Origin of the sequence: Pseudomonas fluorescens, assembly GCF_018614775.1 — a bacterium.
In the GTDB taxonomy this organism is placed as follows: Bacteria; Pseudomonadota; Gammaproteobacteria; order Pseudomonadales; family Pseudomonadaceae; genus Aquipseudomonas; species Aquipseudomonas fluorescens_BY.
The window spans coordinates 45,434-65,108 of sequence record NZ_JAGGOF010000042.1; the positions used below are offsets into that span (position 1 = coordinate 45,434).

Annotated in this window: 11 protein-coding genes; 6 read left to right on the forward strand and 5 right to left on the reverse strand. The window is 62.7% G+C overall.

Translation table 11 applies throughout. The annotated features are described in order from the left end of the window. Positions 1 to 80: 80 nt before the first annotated feature. Positions 81 to 4,895 (reverse strand): M35 family metallopeptidase, encoded by a 4,815-nt coding sequence (locus tag J7E36_RS11570; protein ID WP_215002925.1) that lies wholly within the window; start codon positions 4,893 to 4,895, stop codon positions 81 to 83. 191 nt (positions 4,896 to 5,086) lie between these two features. On the opposite strand from J7E36_RS11570, the gene J7E36_RS11575 reads away from it, so the two are divergent. Both J7E36_RS11575 and J7E36_RS11580 read left to right on the forward strand, forming a co-directional pair. Further along, positions 5,087 to 6,112 (forward strand): Ldh family oxidoreductase, encoded by a 1,026-nt coding sequence (locus J7E36_RS11575; RefSeq protein WP_215002927.1) that lies wholly within the window; start codon positions 5,087 to 5,089, stop codon positions 6,110 to 6,112. 109 nt (positions 6,113 to 6,221) lie between these two features. Further along, positions 6,222 to 6,935, forward strand: a complete 714-nt coding sequence (locus J7E36_RS11580; RefSeq protein ID WP_215002930.1) for a GntR family transcriptional regulator — start codon at positions 6,222 to 6,224, stop codon at positions 6,933 to 6,935. 122 nt (positions 6,936 to 7,057) lie between these two features. Here J7E36_RS11580 and J7E36_RS11585 read toward each other — a convergent pair whose 3' ends face one another. Both J7E36_RS11585 and J7E36_RS11590 read right to left on the reverse strand, forming a co-directional pair. After that, positions 7,058 to 8,008, reverse strand: a complete 951-nt coding sequence (locus J7E36_RS11585; protein WP_215002932.1) for a PDR/VanB family oxidoreductase — start codon at positions 8,006 to 8,008, stop codon at positions 7,058 to 7,060. After that, the gene (locus tag J7E36_RS11590; RefSeq protein ID WP_215002933.1) at positions 8,005 to 9,090 is read right to left on the reverse strand and encodes an aromatic ring-hydroxylating oxygenase subunit alpha; all 1,086 of its coding nucleotides are present in this window, start codon (positions 9,088 to 9,090) and stop codon (positions 8,005 to 8,007) included. Before J7E36_RS11590 ends, J7E36_RS11585 begins: the two co-directional genes overlap by 4 nt. Before the next feature lie 227 nt (positions 9,091 to 9,317). Here J7E36_RS11590 and J7E36_RS11595 point away from each other — a divergent pair, with 227 nt between their 5' ends. The 3 genes from J7E36_RS11595 (at position 9,318) to J7E36_RS11605 (ending at position 16,070) form a co-directional block, all read left to right on the forward strand. Then, positions 9,318 to 10,154, forward strand: a complete 837-nt coding sequence (locus J7E36_RS11595) for an AraC family transcriptional regulator (protein WP_215002936.1) — start codon at positions 9,318 to 9,320, stop codon at positions 10,152 to 10,154. 54 nt (positions 10,155 to 10,208) lie between these two features. Then, positions 10,209 to 10,811 carry a LysE family translocator gene (locus tag J7E36_RS11600; protein ID WP_215002938.1) on the forward strand — a complete coding sequence of 201 codons (603 nt, stop codon included), beginning with the start codon at positions 10,209 to 10,211 and terminating at the stop codon, positions 10,809 to 10,811. 135 nt (positions 10,812 to 10,946) lie between these two features. Continuing rightward, the gene (locus J7E36_RS11605) at positions 10,947 to 16,070 is read left to right on the forward strand and encodes a dermonecrotic toxin domain-containing protein (protein ID WP_215002940.1); all 5,124 of its coding nucleotides are present in this window, start codon (positions 10,947 to 10,949) and stop codon (positions 16,068 to 16,070) included. Here the strand turns inward: J7E36_RS11605 and J7E36_RS11610 are convergent. Together J7E36_RS11610 and J7E36_RS11615 are read right to left on the reverse strand one after the other, a co-directional pair. After that, on the reverse strand, positions 16,039 to 16,995 hold the full coding sequence (locus J7E36_RS11610) for a class I SAM-dependent methyltransferase (protein ID WP_215002942.1): 957 nt from the start codon (positions 16,993 to 16,995) through the stop codon (positions 16,039 to 16,041). The genes J7E36_RS11605 and J7E36_RS11610 overlap by 32 nt on opposite strands. A gap of 192 nt (positions 16,996 to 17,187) precedes the next feature. After that, positions 17,188 to 17,901, reverse strand: a complete 714-nt coding sequence (locus tag J7E36_RS11615) for a murein L,D-transpeptidase catalytic domain family protein (RefSeq protein ID WP_215002943.1) — start codon at positions 17,899 to 17,901, stop codon at positions 17,188 to 17,190. 130 nt (positions 17,902 to 18,031) lie between these two features. Here J7E36_RS11615 and J7E36_RS11620 point away from each other — a divergent pair, with 130 nt between their 5' ends. Further along, on the forward strand, positions 18,032 to 19,594 hold the full coding sequence (locus J7E36_RS11620; RefSeq protein ID WP_215002945.1) for a L,D-transpeptidase family protein: 1,563 nt from the start codon (positions 18,032 to 18,034) through the stop codon (positions 19,592 to 19,594). The last annotated feature ends 81 nt before the right edge of the window (positions 19,595 to 19,675 follow it).

Consider the following 19,675-nt stretch of genomic DNA (forward strand, 5'->3'; position numbering starts at 1 on the left):
GCCCTGACTTTGTCAAACCTCCGTGGTCGAGCGGCCGCCCGAACAAGCTCAACGCCAGCCGCCAAGCCCACTGCGATCGATCACGCGGGGTCGAGCTGCCTCCCCAGCTCACAAATGAGCAAGGTCATGGAATCTGCATTGCGCAGTATGACGTCGATGCGTTTATCAGGCAGATGCGGATCCAGGAATGCGTCGCGCGCTTCTTCCATGCTCGCCGCACCGGTCATTTCCAGAATGGCCTTGACCGTTTCCTTATGGTGGGGGAGGCGCTCCAGGCTTTTGAGTGCGTTGGCGGCGCTGTCCCATTCCCTGAACAGCTTGGCCCGTGGCGTATTCAGGGAAAGCCCATTGTGCTGAAGTTCTTCCTGCTCGTTATAAGCCGTGCGACCCAAATGAGTTGCGGTGGAAATCAGGTCCAGGAAGGGCAGTGCGGCATCCAGGTAGACGATATCGAATGTGTTGAACAGTTGATGGGAGATTTCATGGATGAGGGTTGATGCCTGGGCATGGGCATCGACATTGAACGTGTCCGGAACAAGCGCTTTGTAGGTTTCCAGCCCCGCATCAAAGAACAGTTGGGTGAGGTAGATCCGGCCTTTTGCTTGAGGCTCGAGCACAAAGGCCGTGGCTCTGTCGGCATTGTCCCTGAGGTCGCCGATCACGATGCGCGTGCCGTTCTGCAAGGCCCAGGCGGGATTCGCCAATGCCTGGCATAAAGGCGAGACGGCCGTGTGCACTTTGCGGATCAGCGCCGCGTCAACACTGTAGACCCCAAAAAAACGCTTCAGATAAGTATCCAGGCGAGCACCCGAAGGCACCCCTTGTTTGACTTGATCGAGGTTGCTGAGGGCATTGGCGCAGTAATAGCGGGCCGTTTCCAGGGCCTGCACAATGACGTTGGCATGCTGTGGGTATTTTCGGCGTATCTCATTCATGCCCCGGGCTTCAATGTTCAGCGCCTCGCCCGCTTTGTGGTCGCTGTAGGCATTGGCCAGGGTCGATAGCACTTTTCCGTAGCGGATGGTGTGTCGCTGTGGATCGATCAGCCACGTTCTTCGGTCGTGGGAGCGCTTGAGCAGCGGGCCCTCGCCGTTTTCATGGACCACGCGCCAAGCCTGGTTGGCCTTTGCCACCTCGAATACCTTGCCGGCCAGGCAAGTATAGAACCTGCCCGACTCCGCGGCCTTGTAGATCCCGTCGATGGCGGTGGTCTTGAGGTTCGCGAGGCTGACACCCAGGGCTTCGAAGACTTGCAGATGGGTGCGTGTTGCAGCGGTGGAGGCGATGTCCTGCCATCGGGGCGGGGTCAGCGCACGGGCGTCCTGCGCAGCAGGCGCCACAGGATCAAGCAGGCCGAAGGTATCGTCGCGATTCATCATTCCTAGCGACACCATCTCGGCCGCGCCGGCGATGAAGTTGTGCAGGCCGGCTTTCCAATCATGCTCTTGCAAGGCTTCGGAGGAGGCCTTGAAGTCCTGGTAGCTTTCCCAAAGCGTCTCGATGAAGGTCAGCTTGCCCTGCAATTGCCTGCCAATGAACTTGACCCCGGCGCTGAACAGATGGAGGACGGTTTCCCAATCAACCTGCTGGTTCTTATCGGCTTGTGCGGTCAGCATCTGCGTTACCAGCTGGCGATTGTCGCTGAACAAGGTGTCGAGCAGGTTGGTCTGGATCGGATTAGACGCCAGGCTGATTTCCGACAGACGCCCGACCGTGCTGGCGAACAGGTTCTTGAAGGTGGCCTGCTGGTGCTCCGGAAGTCGCCGGATCAGCAAGTCCTGAAGCGCTCCCGGGGTGTTGAATGCGCTGATGACGCTGGCTTCGTCCTTGAACTCGATGAAGCTGTGGGTGGCATGATAGGGCGCGTACACAATGTGCGGCCCTGCGGCGCTGGCGTCCGGCCCGATCAGATACAGGCCCAACGCCTTGACCGCCGTGGCGCCTGCGGTCTTGATCAGCTCCAGCGGGCGCATCAGGGCGTTGGCACCTTCCACCGCTTGGCGCGCCAGGCCGTCGGGGATGTCCAACACCTGTCGAAGCAGGTCGAATGCCTTGGGCGAAAGGTGCTGTTGCAAATGCCGTGCGTGAGCATGCTGCAACAGTTGCCAGGGCAATTGCCGACGGAACCTCCGCTGGCGTTCCTCGACGTCCGCGCCAGTGTCAGAAAGCTTGTTCAGCACGGTGTTTTTATAGGTGGTGGAAATATCCAACGACAACAGGATTTGCCGGATCGCTGTTTCGTTCAAACTGTCCGGAAGCGTTTGCCCATTGGTGGAGGACACCTTGAAGCCCGGGATGGCCGTGATGTTGACGTGATTCAGGGCAAAGTCGGTCAACAGGCTGGCGGGTCCCGTCAGGGCAAGTTTCGGCGTGATCTGAAGCGTGGCCGGGTCAAGGTTCTTATCGGGGAATCGCGCGGCCAATAACACCTTGAGCCTGGTGCTCACGTAGGCATGCAAGGGTTCGATGCCGTCCAGATAGTCCTTGCCGTCACTTACGCTGTTCTTGTATTGCTCCAGTAGATCAACGTGCAGGCGTTGATCCTCAAGGGAGGCGGTGCCGAGCCAGGCGGGCAGTTTCTGCTGCCACCGGTCGGCCTTGGCGATGTGCGCAGCACGCACCAGATTGGTAGGGGCGCCTTGCCTTGTCAGGGCTTGAAGACTGTCAACCAGTGCCGGGCCGGCCAGACGCCAGTCACCGGCCTTCAGGTTCCTCAGGTAGCCATGTTCGGCTTCAAAATAACCGATGAACGAGGTCATCCGGTTCCTCAGCGGGTTGTCCTCGATCAGTTCGAATGCCTCGAGTCGATAGCGCCCGTGGGGCTTGCGCTGTGCGGCAGGCAGGTTGGCGAGCAGGATGAAGCGCTTCCGAGCGTCCAGCAGGTAGCGGTTCAACTGCTGCGTGGCCAACTCGACCGAGGTGAAAGCCTGCAAGCCGCCGGCAGGTGTCCAGACAATCCCCAAGCCTGAATAGGGTGTATCCAGCCCACCGCGCTCGGTCAATAGAAAGCAGTTGGCGAGGGGCAGGGACGCCGTGACGCCCTCTGCGGTGCAGGCCAGTCGCAACGAATAGACATCCGGTCGAAAGCCCCTGACGCTCAAGCGCCGGGTGCGGCCAGGGTATTGGGAATCAAAGGCAAAGACTGTGCGGATAAGGTCATGCGCGGCGGGCGGCAGTGATCCGTTGCGCTCCCTGAGCTCGGCCTCTGCGCGCAACCCCTGGGAAAACACGTGGGTCAGTTCGGGCAGCAGGTCCCGTAGTTCATTGTCCAGAGCAATGTCGGTGGATTTCGGTAACTGGCTGAACAGGCCATTGAAGGCGTGTTCGACGCTGTTATAGCTGTTGACCTGCCGTTCCAGTTTATCGGCCAGGAAGTTGGACGGTCGCAGTTCCCCATAGAACGACGGCTGGGTGTTCCAGTGTCCATGGGTCGGCTGACTCAAGAGCTTTTCATTGATCAGGCTGCGGATGTCCAGGGCCTTGTCGAGCAATGCGTGAACATCCATATCGCCTTGGCGGGACATCTCCATGGCGTACTGAAGGTTGTTCATTTGCTTGTTGATGATTGCCTCGGCCAGGGACTCGAACACCGGATAGGTGAGCGACTTTCCCGACAACTGCGGCTCGTCGAGGCGCAGGAAGCGGTTGCGCTCCTCCAGGCTCAGCAGGCTATAGAGCGCTTCCTTTCGGGCGAGCGTGGTTGGCGCACCGAGCAGCGCTTGCTTGAAGCCCAAGTGGTTGTCGATGCCCAGCAGGCCGTGACTGGGCGTGTAGAGGTAGTGCTGCTTGCCACTGATCATCAACGCGCCTGCCAGCTCCACGTAAAGCGGAGCGTATTCCCAGAGCCGGACCGACTCCACGAACAGCAGCGGCTCGTCCGGCCGCGACGAGCGGTACAGGCGCAGCAGTTCCTGGCATTGGGTTTCGGTCAGCTGGCGTTTTTCCCGCTTGATGAGGATGGCGGCGCGAAACCCATCGCTGATGACCTGGGCAAGGAAGTCCCGGCGCGAGGTATGGAAAGGAGTGATCGCGTCCCAGTAATCATCAAGGCGCTCGGTGAGCTTGGGGATCAGGTTTGCGGCGGCGTCCTTCAGTATGGCTTGCCACTGCTGCGCGTTGTGAGGCGACGGTGTGACGTCTGGGTGGATGAAAGCGATATCGTGCCCGGCGGGCCGACCCTGATGGTGAAAGAACGCCAGAACCGCGTCGCTCAGGGACAGGTTCCGGGTGACCGGGCGCGCTCCAGTCGTTCCCGGCTCGCCATCCACGGTCAGGGCGACACGGGTTTGTCTGTGATCAAGATTCGACAACCCGTCGTTCAATACCCGATCAAGCATCGTGGCAAGCGAGGGCAGTCTGACCAGCTCATCCACCATGGCCTGGGCATTGAGGCCTTGGGCATGCTCGATGGATTCAACCAGGGTGCTGAAAACATCATCGCTGATGACTTGCCTGGACGTGGTAATGACGGACGCACCCTTCAGCTCGGTGCGCTGGGGAATCGACAGAAATCGAAACAGCTCGTCACGTTCCGCGGCGTTCTTCAGCAGATCCTCGATCGCGTTATCCAGCGTTTCGGGACTGGCGAACTTCTTGATTCCACCATACGGCGTATAGAGGAACGCGGGGTTGCTGCCTGACGCGCTTTTATCGGGCAAGACCTTGAGGGTGAAACAACCGGCCAGCGGGATCGGGGCCTTGCCCTCGGCGTGCAGGCGAATCATCTCGGCCGACATCGCGGGTGTCTGCGCCGCGCGCAAGCTGTGGGTGGACAGCGCCGCGTGGTGCAGCCAGTCGAGGTCGGCCTGGGTCAATTCGTGGGGGCCCTCCAGTTGGTCCAGGCGATGGGCGTCCAATACGTGGGAAAAGAGCAGGGGCGTGGTTGCGGTCGTCATCGTTGCTTCTCGATCAAGGCGCCGCCGGGCGGCGCATCCATGGATGAAGCGGCCAGCGTGGGCAAAGACGACGGCGTGAGGGTGGTACATAGTTATCGCGTAGTTGACAGTGCGCTCGGGAAGCGGTGTTTAATCATGGGCTGGTCCGACTTACGCTGTTGCTACCTCCAACAATCACTCTGGAGCTTCAGATGTCTGCGCTATCCGAACACGCTGGTTCTTGCACCCTGTCCCTTGAGGCCTTGGTGAGTCTGCTGGAGAAGATTTTCCTGCGCCATGGCACCTCGGTCGAGGTCGCCCGGACCCTGGCTGAAAACTGCGCCCGCGCCGAGCGCGATGGTGCCCATAGCCACGGTGTGTTTCGCATTCCCGGTTATGTCTCGACACTCAAGAGTGGCTGGGTGAACGGTCAGGCCGTGCCGGTGGTTGAAGATGTCGCGTCAGGATTTGTGCGGGTCGACGCCGCCAACGGTTTTGCCCAGCCCGCCCTGGCGGCGGCGCGTCCGTTATTGGTGGAGAAGGCCCGCAGTGCCGGGATTGCGGTGTTGGCTATTCGTAACTCCCACCACTTCGCCGCCCTCTGGCCGGATGTCGAGCCGTTTGCCTACGAAGGCCTGGTGGCGTTGAGCGTGGTCAACAGCATGACCTGCGTCGTGCCCCACGGCGCGGACCGTCCGCTGTTTGGCACCAACCCGATTGCCTTCGCTGCGCCACGGGCGGATGGCGAGCCGATCGTCTTCGACCTGGCCACCAGCGCGATTGCCCATGGTGATGTGCAGATCGCTGCGCGCAAGGGTGAGTTGTTGCCGCCGGGCATGGGCGTGGACAGCCTCGGCCAGCCGACGCGCGACCCCAAGGCGATTCTCGAGGGTGGAGCGCTCCTGCCGTTTGGCGGGCACAAGGGTTCGGCGTTGTCGATGATGGTCGAGTTGCTGGCGGCAGCCCTGACCGGCGGCAACTTTTCGTTCGAGTTCGACTGGAGCAATCATCCAGGCGCCAAGACGCCATGGACCGGCCAGTTGCTGATTGTGATCGACCCCAGCAAGGCCGCTGGCCAGGGCTTTGCCGAGCGCAGCCAGGAGCTGGTCAGGCAGATGCACGGTGTCGGTTTGCGGCGGCTGCCGGGAGACCGTCGGCATCGCGAGCGCAGCAAATCCAACGAACACGGGATCACCTTGGACGAGCAGACATTGGCGCAACTGCAGGCGCTGGCGTAGGGCTGTCGCTCAGGGGGCTTGAGAGGCCACTGCGCGGCCGGCTTGTTACGGTGACACACTGCTGCAAGCCTTCTACTATGAGCGCTGTTTTTTATCGGGAATTGCCTGGATGAGTAAGCCCGGCCAAACGGTGCTGGTTGCGCTGCGCAAGATGATCGCCTCGGGGCAGTTGGCCGCCGGGGAACGACTGATGGAAATCCCCACCGCCGAGTTGTTCGGCGTCTCGCGCATGCCGGTGCGCATGGCGTTTCGGACGTTGGAGCAGGAAGGGCTGTTGGTGCGCTTCGGCGGTCGTGGCTTCCAGGTGCGCTCGGTCAGTGCCGATGAGATCGCCGGCGCCGTGGAGGTGCGCGGCGTGCTGGAGGGCCTGGCCGCACGGCAGACGGCAGAGCACGGTTTGTCCGACGAGGCCCGTGCGACGCTGGAAGGTTGCCTGGTGCAGGGCGATGCGTTGTTCGCCAAGGGTTATGTGACCGAGGATGACCTGGAGGTCTATCACGACCTCAACATGCGCTTTCACCAGGTGATCGTCGAAGGCAGCCACACCCCGGCGATTGCGGTCGCCCTGGCTCGGAACGATCATTTGCCATTCGCTTCCGTCACCGCCCTGGCGGTGGATCGCCAGAACATGGCCGGTGAGTTTCGCCGCTTCAACTATGCCCATATGCAGCACCATTCGGTGTTCGACGCGCTGATCAATCGCCAGAGCGGCCGCGCCGAGGCGATCATGCGCGAACATGCCAATGCCACCCTGCGCTACGCCGAAGTGTTCGGCTCGGCGTTGGCCGATGAACGGATGACCGTGATCCTCCGTTCCGAGTGACGCCTGGCACCTGTGGGAGCGAGCCTGCTCGCGATAGCGGTGTGTCGGGCAACATCGATGTCGACGGTGTTGACACTATCGCGAGCAAGCTCGCTCTTAGAGGGTTTTTGCTTCGGCAGGGGTTAAAGGTCGAGCACCAGTAGCGGGGTTTTCGACCTGGAGCAGCAGGGCGTGAACTGGTCGTTGCAGGCTTGTTCGGCTTCGGTCAGGAACATGTCCCGGTGTTCCGGCACGCCTTCCAGTACGCGGGTCAGGCAGGTGCCGCAGACGCCTTGTTCGCAGGAGATCGGAATCTCGATGCCATGGCTTTCCAGCACCTGCACCACACTGTGGTCCGCCGGCACGTCGAACACCTGGCCGCTGCTGGCCAGTTTTACCCGGAAACTGCCGTCGGCGCGGGTGTCGACGGGAGCGGCGGCGAAATATTCGCGGTGCAGCCGGGGTTCCTGCCAGCCTTGGACCTTGGCGGTGTCCAGTATGTGTTGCATGAACCCGCCGGGGCCGCACACGTAGAGGTGCAAGTCCTCAGCGGGCGTAGCCAGCAGGCGGGTAGCGTCCAGCCGTGTTTCCGGTTCTTCATCGAAATGCAGGAACACCCGATCCGCATAGGGCGACCGACGCAGACGCTCGACAAACGCTGCCCGCTCCCGGGAACGGCAGCAGTAATGCAGCTCGAACAACGCGCCGCTCTGGGCCAGATGCTCGGCCATGCACAGGAGCGGGGTAATGCCGATGCCGCCGGCAAACAACAGATTGCGCCGGGCATCAACGGCAGGGGGGAACAAGTTGCGCGGCTCGCTGACAAGCAACCGCGCGCCGGGCTGGATCTGCTCATGCAGGCTGCGCGAGCCACCGCGCGACGCTGGATCCTTGAGCACGCCGATGACGTAGCGATGCCGTTCCTCGGGGTGGTTGCACAGTGAATACTGGCGGACCAACCCGCCCGGCAAGTGCACATCAATGTGGGCGCCGGCCGTGAACGCCGGCAACGGTTGCCCATCGACACGGGTCAGCTCATAACTGCAGATGTCCAAGGCTTCGTTGTGCCGCGCCATGACCTGGACTTCAATCATGGCCGTTGCTCCGCGTGGTGTGGCGGCTGGGTTCCGGCGATCACCTGCACCTGCGGCTCGCGCTCTCGGGCGATCCAGCGTTCCAGCACCCGTCGGGACTGCACGCCACCGGCATCGATGTTGAGTTTCAGCAGGTTGCGCTGCGGGTGGTCGAGCAAGTTGCGCTGCTGGCGCTCGAGCATTTCCAGGTCCTCGCTGAAGATCTTGCCCTGGCCTTCGCGAATGCTCGCAGTGAGGGCCTCGTCCTGTGGCTGGAAGTGCCGGGCCATGCCCCAGAAGTACCAGATCGAGGTCTCGGTTTCCGGGGTGATGAAGTCCACCACGATGCTCGACGCCTTGAACTGCGGCGCAGCGTGATAACCGCCATGGCCGGCGTGGGCCACGCCAACCTCGATCAGTACATGGCTGGGCGGGGTGAAACGGCAGATCTGCCAGCGGTCCACCGGCACGTCGTCGGCCAGGTTGTTGCCGCGCAGAGCCATGCGCCAGAACGGCGGCGCCATGATGTTTTCCATGTGCCGGGCGGTGACCACTTCGTCGCCTTCGACCGTGGTCACGGGCGGCGCCTCGTCGATTTCCTTCTGGCCAATGCTGGACGCGTGGACGTAGGTTTCGTGGGTCAGGTCCATCAGGTTGTCGATCATCAGGCGGTAGTCGCACTGGATATGGAACAGGCCGCCACCGTAAGCCCACTCGTCATTTTCGGCCCACTCCAGATGATGGATGAGTGCCGGGTCGGCCAGCGCCTGGTCACCGGGCCACACCCAGATGAAGCCATGGCGCTCCTCGACCGCGAAGGTCTTGTTGCAAGGAAACCCGCGCACCCGTTGCCCCGGCATCTCGACGGTCTTGCCGTCGCCCCCCATCACCAAGCCGTGGTAGCCGCACACCAGGTTGCCATTTTCAACGTAGCCCAGGGAAAGCGGGGCGCCACGGTGGGGACAGAAGTCTTCCGCGGCCGCGACCTTGCCTGCATGACCTCGATAGAAAACCATCTTTTCGCCGCAAATCCGGCGCCCCAGGGGCTTGTCAGCGATTTCATCAGGTGTGCAGGCAACGTACCAGGCGTTTTTCGGGTACATGACGGATCTCCAGGCGGATGTTGTTCTTGTCTATGGATCCATTAACCCTCTTAACTATTTTAGATGTCAATGTTCTCAAGGTTTTTATGGGCGATTAGCGCACCAATGGATCCACTGAAAACGTTTAAGCACGCCCGCTCCCAAGAAAGCAATTGCACAAATCTTCCAGACAATTCGCGCCATGAGCGGTTAATCTGCCCAGGCAGAGAACTCAAACGGGGCAAGGCATGACGGCGCACAACTGGATCGATCTCAAGCAGGACGCCACGTCCGGCATCGAGACCGTGCGCGCGCATTTCGAGGGGCACGCCTACGATCCCCATTGGCATGACGCGTATCTGGTCGGCGTGACGGAGCAGGGCGTGCAGCAGTTTCATTGCCGCCGCCAGCAGCACAACAGCACGCCGGGCAAGGTCTTCCTGCTGGAGCCCGGCGAACTCCACGACGGGCATGCGCCCCGGGTCGGCGGCTTTACCTACCGCACCTTGTACCTCGAACCCCACTGGCTGGAGCGCGAGCTGCGTTCGTTGTTCGAGGTTGCGCCCGACCACGGGCAGCTGGGGTTTGCCGCCACCCTGGCCGACGACGCCCGGTTGGCGAGCGCGACGGCCCTGGCGTTCCAGAGCCTGCATGACCAGGAAATCCGCATCGTGCGCCAGACGGCGCTGGACACCCTGCTGGCCAATCTGACCCAGCACCTGCACTGGCGCGCACGGATCAATCCCGACCCACGCCTGCCATTGGTTGCGCAGCAGGCCCGTGATTACCTGCACAGTCACTTGAGTGAAGACGTCGGGCTGGATGATCTGGCGCGGGTCACCGGCGTTGATCGTTTCCGCCTGAGTCGCGCGTTCAAGGCCGCCTTCGGCCTGGCTCCCCATGCCTATCTGATCCAGCTGCGACTGGCTCGGGCGCGCCGTTTGCTGGCCAGCGGCGAGAGTGCCGTGGCCGTGGCAGCTCTGCTCGGGTTCGCCGATCAAAGCCACTTGGGCCGCTGGTTCCAGCGCGCCTATCGACTGAGTCCGGCGGACTACCGCAAGCGCTGCTCAATTGTTCCAGACTGAGCACGGCTTCACAGGGGAGGATCAGGCTACGATCCTTCACCGAGACGTTGCTCCATGGACCAATTACTGCCGTTTGCCTTGTTCGCGTTTGTCGCTTCCATCACCCCGGGCCCGACCAATATCCTGGTGTTGAGCCACAGCTCACGCTTTGGCCTGGCGACTACGCTGCCGATCATCCTCGGTGCCTGCGCGGCGGCGGCGTTGCTGGTGCTGCTGGTGGGGACAGGGTTGGCGGATGTGCTTGCCCGCCATGCCACGATCCAGACCCTGCTTTCCTGGGCCGGCATCGCCTGGTTGAGCTGGATGGCCTGGCAGATTTTCCGGGCACCGGCCGAGGCCATTGACCCGGATCGACCTGTCGAGGGCCCGCGATTGGGGTTGGCGGGCGCGGCCGGCTTGCAACTGGTCAATCCCAAGACCTGGATGATGGCGCTGGCGGTGGTCAGCGTCTTTGCCGGCGCCGAGGCCGACCGCACTGTGCGGGTCCTTTGGCTGTCCCTGGCGTTTTTTGCGATATCGATTCCCTGCATGACTGCCTGGGCCTGCCTGGGCCGTGGCGCCGCCAGGTTCTGCCGCTCGGCTGTGGCGATGGGACGGTTCAACCGGGCCATGGCGGTATTATTGCTGGTGTCGGCGTGGGCCACGCTGGTGGTGTGACGGTCGCTTCGAGCCGCAACCCTTTGCAACGGTTGGACAGTTTCAAAAAGCGGCCACTTCTTGGAGCATCGAACGCGCGCCGTTGAGCGTACGTTACAGATCGAATGACCAAGCCCCCAAGGATGGAGGTCCAGCATGTCTACCCTCGACGCTCACGTCGATTTCATCCAGTCCAGGCTACCTGCCTGGCTGAAACGGGCCACGCGGCCCCAGCAGGAACGCTTCAGGGTGCTTACCCGGCAACTGCAGCGCGACAGCGACGCATTGAATGCGTTGCTTGTCGATTTGCCGTCGCCTTACGTCTTTACCCTGGACCGGCTCAAGGTCCAGCCGCAGGTGCAGGGCTGGAGCCAGGTGAATGGCCGCGGCCATGTCGCGGACGCCGTACGCCGGGCACGGGTGCGACGTGGCCCCTTCGTTATCGACCCGTCGCTGTCGGTGATCGAAGCGGCCATGGCCAACTATCCTCCCGCCGATGCCGTTGTCGGCGGAGATTTCGATAAGAAGGGCGAACTGTTCATCCAAGGTAAGCCGGGCGAGTTCCACCTTGGGGATACCCCGTCGAACAGCGCGCCATTGCCCATGACTCCGGCCAGTTTCGCCAACCTCTGCCGGCACATGGATGTCGGCGGAGCTTATCGACAGATGCTCGAACGCAGGCTGCCGCGCATCACCCGTGAGACTCCCGGCGTGGCTAGCGCCTACATGGCCTATGCACGCAGCTTGTTGGCTCATGATGCCTATGAAGCGAAGCTGGCCGGACGCCTGGATACTACCGGCGAGCGGTTGCTGGCCCATGCCGGCGTTCATCTCGAGGAGCGGCCCGTGGCGCCCTTGGCCTGCGAGATCAAGGCGCTGGAGTTGCTGTCCGCACCGTTATTCGGCGCCCGTGTGTACTGGGGAGTGGCGGGTGATACCGAAGGGGTTCGCCCGGTTATCCTGTACATGCCTCACGATTCGGTGGCACCGCTCAAACAGTTCGCAAGCCTGCAGGCGCTGTCGGCAGAGCTGACCGGGCGGGTGCGCAGACGCCGTTATCGCCAGAGCCTGATGCAATACCTCCCGCTGCGTTTGCAGGCCAGCCTGGGTACAGCCCTGCACGATCAGGTGGAGTGGACGGTGACGGACAACCCCAACCTGTTCCAGGAAATCTACGCACGCATCACCGGTTGGCGCGACGGCGAGCGGGGAGAGGATGGCAACCACCGACGTATTCGGATCCCGGTGCCCAAGGTGGCCTGGGCCCTGAATGACCTGCGCGAAAATCATTGGCACGCCGCCTACCATGAATGGCGCGGGCACACGTTGGCCAATGCCGCAGCGCTGATGGTGCCGACCCGGGATCAGGACTGGCGAGCATTGCTGGCCCGGCTCGAATACTGGGAGAGCCTGGTCGAGCGTTCGCTGATGCTTGCCGCGACGTTCTTTCCATTCTGCGCGCCCATTGGCATGGGTGCCGCGGTGGTCGGAGGGGTGCGCCTGGTGTATGAAATCTTCGAAGGCATTCAGGCGTTCAACGAAGGCCACGCGCAAGAAGGGATCGAGCACATTTTCAATGTGCTGTTCGGCGTTGCCCAAGGCGCCTACCTGGGCTTCGTGGGAGCCGTCATCGAGCCCATGCCCGTGGCGGATGGCAGCACCCGGCTGTGGAATGGCGACATGCGTCCCTTCGAAGCGCGGCGCTTGCCACCCGTGGAGGCCGAGCAGGACGCCTGGGGCGTCTGGCGCACCCCGGGCGAGGCATGGGTGCGGATCGAGGACCGTTACTTCGAAGTACAAGGCGCACAGGACAACCTGATGTTGCGCCTGCCCGCCGGGCACCGAGGCGTCACGCCACCGCTGCAATGGAGCCGCGCCCGTGGCTGGCAATGGGCGCATCGCAACCCGTTACAGCGAGACAACCTGGCGTTGCTGCGAACGTTTGCCGAAACGCCTGCCGAACTGGACGACCCTGCGCTCCTTGCCGTGCAACGGCAGGTCGGTATCAGCGAGGCGCATTTGCGCTATCTGCAAGTCGAGGCGCGGCCGATGCCGGCGATATTGGCCGATGCCCTGGATGAAGCGCGGAACTGGCAATGGGTGCGGCACACGATCGAGCGCCTGCGCCGTGGCGAAGCACCCCAGGGCGCGCATTTTCGCATCGTCCAGACCCTTGCGGACCTACCGGGCTGGCCGCAGGACGTGACCTTGCGTTACCACGATGGCGTACGGTTTTATCCCGTGGGCGACCGGGCTGACACGCGCTTTATTCTGTTGCGCAAAGCGGACCTGGCGCACGACGCCTGGGCCGCTCGTATCCTGGAAGGCCTGAGTGTGGATGAACAGACTGCGCTGCTGGGACAGAACAGCCTGGGCTTGCGCCCGCTGGAACGCAGTCGACTGTTGGCCGGGCGCTGGGCCCAGCGCCTGGAACGCGATGCCAGGCGGGTCACCCTGGCGATGGCCCGGTCAACCGGGCTCGATCCCTTGGCTGTTCCCTTGACCCGGGCGTTCCCGGGCCTGCCGGAGTCCGTTGCCAACGAGCTGGTTCGCGACGTTGCCGGTCATGACCGGCAGCATTTGATTGAAGGCCGGGTGGCGGAAAATCTCGGCAAACAGAGTGCCGAAGCCCTGCGTGAGCTACGCCTGAGCCGTGCCCTGCGCGCCCTGGAACGTGGCGAAAGCAGCGTCGATCGAGACCGCATCGTCATGGGGCTGCTGGCCCAGACGCCCGAACTGCGCGGCCAGGTATACCTGCGCCTGTGGTTGCGCGAACTGCCGGAACCCATCGAGCTGGGGGATGCCGGGCCTTTGAAAGTCATCCGTCAGGAAGGTGAACGATATCGTCCCTTTGACGAAACCGGCGAAGAACTGGCGAGTGCCTTGAGCCTGGAGGAAGCGCTGCTGAGGGCCATGCCGGACGATGCCCGTCGGGCGCTGGGCTTGAACATCTGGGAGGCGGACAGGCTTCGCGGCCAGTTGCTGGAGCAAGCGCTGAATGATCGTCAATCACTGCGCCCCTACCTGTCGATGCGCAGCCTGGGCAGCATCGGGTCGCGCCCGCAATGGTTGAACGGGCATCTGGTTTATCCCCTCAGCGGCCGTGGCCGGCTCTCGTTGGAGAACTGGCTCTTCAGCGTGGATGAACGCCTTGAGCAGCTATTCCCCGCTCACGCAGGGGAAGGCCTGGCGCGGCTGCAACTGCGCCTGGCCAGGCAGGGGGAAAGCCAGGGAATCGGCTTGAGCGAGCTGATCGATCGCCTGGAGAGCGAATGGGCCACGTTGGACGAAGGGTTGCGTCAGTGGGTGGACCATGAAGGCTTTCACCACCCTGTGGAGCAGGCGCTGGACCGTGAGGCATTGATTGCCCAGCGCGGCGGCGTCGCCCGGGAAATCCGTCGTGCCTGGCAGCGCGCACCGGACCCGGGCAGGGAAGGCAGTGAACTGGTACTGCGGCTGGACAGCATCAACGTCGGTCGGCTGCCACCCGTTACCGTCCGTTTCGAGCACATTGAATCGTTGATTCTGACGCACCTGGGCCTCGTCGAGGACCCTTCTGAATTCCTGCGGATGTTTCCCAATATCGATGCACTGAGTCTGCAGGGCAACCACCTCACCGCCATACCCGTCGCAGTGGCCGAGCTGCGGTCGTTGGTGGACCTGTCCCTGGGCCGCAATCCGTTGCACCTGGACCCGAACGTATTCACGCCCCTGCTGGGCGACGGCACGCCGATCCCGTTATGGACCTTGAACCTGTCCGGGATCAGCAGTGGCGCGGAGGCGGGAACCAGCGCCGAGGTGCTCGCGGCCATCAACAGCCTGGCTGCGCTGCCCTCCCTGCATGAAGTCAACTGGACCGACAATGTGAACTTCACACCCGAGCAGTTGCAGGCCCTGACCACCGCGGTGCCAGGCTTGCGATCACTGAACCTGGAACGCTGCGGGTTGCGCCTGGACGAAGAGGGCAGTGGCTTCTTGCGCACGGCCACGGCGTTGCAGGCACTGCGTTTGAGGGGGAACAACTGCAGGGAACTGCCGGAGCTGCCGGAACTGGCGAACCTGATGGAACTGGAACTCGCCAGGACCGGCCTTGACCGGGTGCCGCCGCTGGCATTGGCCGTGCTGTCCAGACACTCCGAAGCGCTCTTGGTCGATATGTTTACCATCGATTTGCGGGGCAATCGCATCACCAATATCCAGGATGACTTGATTCCTGCACTCAGCCACGTTTCAGACCAGGACACGCTGGGAATCTGGCTCGACGACAATCCGTTACCCAGCGCACAGATCAATGCTGCTCGCGCATTGATGCCCGAGGTATTTCAGTACAGCGTCGACGAGTGGCTGTACATTTCACCCAGGCTCCAGAGGGCTCTGGAAGTCGCCCGCGATGACCCCGGGATGCGAAGTTTCATTGACTGGTTCTCTGCCGGTATTCGCGATGCTGATGCTCTTGTCCCTACCGGTCTGGCTTTAGCGGAGCGACAGAGGGCTGCCGCCGTGTTGCAGCACTATATCGGCTATCAAGGTGAATACAGCAGCCTGCCGACCCTGCTGGGGGATTTCGACCAGCAACTGAGGCAGCTGCGCGCGCGCTTGAATGCACGCAGTCTGGACCGGCAGCCGCCGGACCTCGCCGAGCTGGAGGTGCATTTCGCGATGTTCGAGTCGGTCATGCGTGGACGCCTCAACCGGCAAGGCGTGCCGTTTGCGCAGTTCATGGCTGATCAGCGCATCTATTGGAATCATTTGCTGAGGGCGCGCTATCCCGACCCCGTGGAGCGTCAGGCGCAAATGACCCGGGAGGCCTTCATCAACTGGCTCAGCGACGCTCAGGATACCTTCAACAGTAACGATCAAATTCCTCGTGTCGGCGAAATGACCTGGCGACCCTACCTGGGGTTGATGTCCCCTGACTGGCCTGAAGGACTGGCGCTCTGGGAAACGGTGGATGACGACCTGGTAGACGCCTTCAGCGGACCCGTGGACCCATCCCGATGGCCCCGGGTTCTGCTGGATAACCTCGTGCAACCGGATGCCGAGCTGCCCAGTGCCTGGGAGTCGGTTACGGAAGGCGAACGGGTGCTCTGGCGTCGCGTCGGGCTCGAAGCCGTGGCGGATGTGGATTGGACCGCAGGTCAGCCGGTGATACTCACCGAAGATCAGTTGCGCCGGACCATGGCCATTTACCGTTCGGTCAAGAGCAGAGAGGTCGAGGCGTTGGTGCGGCGGGTGACCACGGGCCTGGTCACTCCTTGGTGGCTGGAGTCAGCGCTTTGAATATCAGCGCCTTCAGGCCGCACTGGCTGTCGATGTCGGGGAACTCCGGGGGATTGGCCAGGCGCGCCTGGAACGTCAATCCCGGCGCTTCCCGGGTAACGCCCTCGATGAGAAATTCCGGGCCGGTGGCTGGGTCATTGCTGCAGGCCAGGACCGTGCCGTCGGCGGTCACCAGTTCCGGCAGTCGGCGCAGTACCCGTTGGTAGTCCTTGGTCAGCAGGAAACTGCCTTTCTGGAAGGTCGGCGGGTCGATGATCACCAGGTCATACGGCCCACTGTTGATCACCTTGCCCCAGGACTTGAACAGGTCGTGGCCGAGGAAACTCACCTGGTTCAGGTCGTGGCCGTTCAGGCGATGGTTGTCGCGGCCCCGGCTCAGGGCCGCGCGGGACATGTCCAGGTTGACCACATGCTGCGCGCCACCGGCGATGGCCGCCACCGAAAAGCCGCAGGTGTAGGCGAACAGGTTCAGCACGCGTTTGCCGGCGGCATGGGCTCGCACCCAGTCGCGGCCGTAGCGCATGTCGAGGAACAGTCCGTTGTTCTGCTTCTTGCCCAGGTCGATCCGGTAATGCAGGCCGCCTTCGGTCAGGGTCCATTCGTCGATGGGCTCGCCCAACAGCCACTGGGTCAGGCTTTGCGGCAGATATCGATGTTGCACGGCCAGGGTATGGGCCTTGCTGTGTTGCCAGGCGGGCGAGGCGCTGAGGGCGAGCAGAGTCGACCGCAAGTCGTCCAGTTGCTCAGGTTCAGGTTCCTTGAACAACGACACCAGCACCACCCCCTGGAGCCAGTCGACGGTGATCTGCTCCAACCCCGGCCAGCAGCGCCCGCGGCCATGGAACAGGCGCCGGGTTTCTTCAGGCACCGATTCCAGTGCGTTCAGTAAATGCGTATGCAGGGTTTGAAGGGCTTCAGGGTTCATCGGGGTAACGCCGGCGATTCGAAAGGCCGGCATTTTAACCGCAGAGTGCTCTGGTGCAATCTGCAGTGGAACAGATTTGTGGGAGCAAAGCTTGCTCGCGAAACAGGCGCCTCGGTTCCTGAAGATCGCGTCGACCTCATCGCGGGCAAGCCTTGGCCCCACAAACCTCAGCCAGGTTCCTTGCCGCTGTCTTCAACCACCACCGGTCGCCAGGATGCTCGCCACCTGCTGCGGCCGACAGTTCAGATAAGCCGAGCGCTTGAGCCAGCTTGGGTCCGGGTACCAGGAAAACATGAATTGCCCGCCCTTGAGCTTGTCGATCACTTGACGGGCGACTTGCGGACGCACCGCCGGGCAGCCCTGGCTGCGGCCGATACGGCCCTGGCGCACGCTCCACAACGGGTTCACATAATCGGCGGCGTGGATCACGATGGCCCGGTCGCGGGCCTGGTCATTGAAGCCCGGCTCCAGGCCGTCCATGCGCAGCGAATAACCGTGGGTGCCCTGGTAGCTTTCCTGGGTGCGGAACAGGCCCAGGCTGGACTGGTAACTGCCCATGCGATTGGAAAACTGCGTCGCGAAATTTTCCCCGGATTTCTGTCCGTGGGCCACCAGGTCACGCAGCACCAGCTTTTTCTGACGCAGGTCGAAAATCCACAGGCGCCGGGCCGTGGAGGGCTGCGAGTAGTCGATCACCGCAAGGTGGCGTGCCTGGGTGGCGCCGTTGGCGACTGCGCATTGCATGGCGCTCAAGGCACTTTTCAGCGCCTGGGGATTGAGTTCCGGCGCCGCGTGGGCGAGGCTGTTGTAAAGGGGCTGGGAATTGGTCTGACCGGCCAGCGCCGGGCTGCAGATAAAGCCCAATGCTGTAATAGCCAGACCCAGTCGGCGGACAAAGCCCGACACGATTGAAAAATTCCCACGGTGGTGTGTGTTTGCGGCATCCCGTCCGGTCTGGTTCGTTTGCATAATGGCGGGTCGTACCTGTCGCAAAGTTTGACCGTCAACGAGACGGCCATGGATTGGAGTAAAGCAGTTGTTCAAAAAGTCCGCATGTTACCTGAGCCTTTTATTGCTCACGGCGCCATTGGTCGCAACAGCCGAAGACAGCGATCCGACACTTGTGCAAACCACCCTGGGGCAATTGTCGGTCGCATGCCCGGCAGTGGCCGCAGGCGTCGACTTTCCGACGATGATCAAGTTGCAGGCGTTCTATCAGCAAAACGCAGGCCAGGAGGTCTGGTCGGCCGACGAACGACTGGAGGCGTTGCAGGGGCAATTGCAGCAACTGGCCGATGACGGACTGGATCCGCTGCGTTACACCTTGCCCGCCGACGGTGCGCTTCTGGGCGCCCATTGCGTCGACATCGCTATCAGCCAACGCTATCTGCAAGCCTTGTATGAACTGCGTTTCGGCTATCTGCCCCAGGACCGCCTGGAACCGGTGTGGAAAGCCAATCTGCAACCCCTGGACCGCCAGGCCGTGATACTGGCCATCGCCGTGCCGGGCGTGCAGGACCTGGCCGGTGCTTTCGAGCGGGCGCGGCCGAACCTGGACCTTTATCGCAACCTGCGCAACCTCTACGCCCGACTGCGGCAGCAACCGTTGTCAGAGTGGCAGCCCGTGCCGGGCGGTCCGCTGCTGCAGCCGGACAAGCAGGATGCCCGCATCCCGGCCCTGGCCCAGCGGCTGTTCAACGAAGGTTACCTGAGCGCGCCGCCGGTCGTTGCCGACGAACATTACGGCCCGGCGCTGGTGGAAGCGATGAAAGGTTTCCAGCTCCAGCATTCGCTCCAGGCCGATGGCGTCGTGGGGCCGTGGACCGTCACCGAACTGAACATCAGCCCGGCGATGCGCCGCGAACAACTGCGCATCAACCTGGAGCGCATGCGCTGGCTGGCCCAGGACCTGGAGCCCGACAGCGTACTGGTCAACGTGGCGGCAGCCCAGTTGACGGTGTACCAGGGCGGCGTGCCGGTCTGGCAGACCCGCACCCAGGTGGGTCGTGCCCAACGGCAGACGCCACTGCTCAAATCCCGGGTCACCCGCCTGACGCTCAACCCGACCTGGACCATTCCGCCAACCATCATGCGCGAAGACAAACTGCCCGAGATCCGCCGCGACCCGGAGTTTCTCACCCGGCAGAACCTGAAGATCCTGGACGGCGATGGCTTGCCGCTGGCGGCCGCGGACGTCGACTGGGACCATCCGGGCAACCTCATGCTGCGACAGGACCCCGGCCCGAAGAACCCGCTGGGCAAATTGGTGGTCCGCTTTCCCAACCCGTTCTCGGTGTACTTGCATGACACCCCCAGCCAGGCGCTGTTCAGCAAAGGGCCGCGGGCGTTCAGTTCCGGCTGCGTGCGCATCGAGCAGGTGATGCAGCTGCGCGATCTGCTGGTGAGCCCGGCTGAACGTGCGCGCACCGACACCTTGCTGGCGACGGAGCTGACCCATGAATTCAGGTTGGCCAAGCCCGTGCCGATCCTGCTGGGGTACTGGACCGTGCAAGCGGACAGCCAGGGCCAGGCGGTGTACATCCCCGATGTCTATGCACGCGACGCGACCCTGTCGGCCGCCCACGGGCGTGCGCTCTGAAGGCATACCCGGTGCTGCCTTTCGAGTCGTCATTTCTGGCCTATCGACGACTCCCTGTGGGGAGCCGAGCCTGCTCGCGAT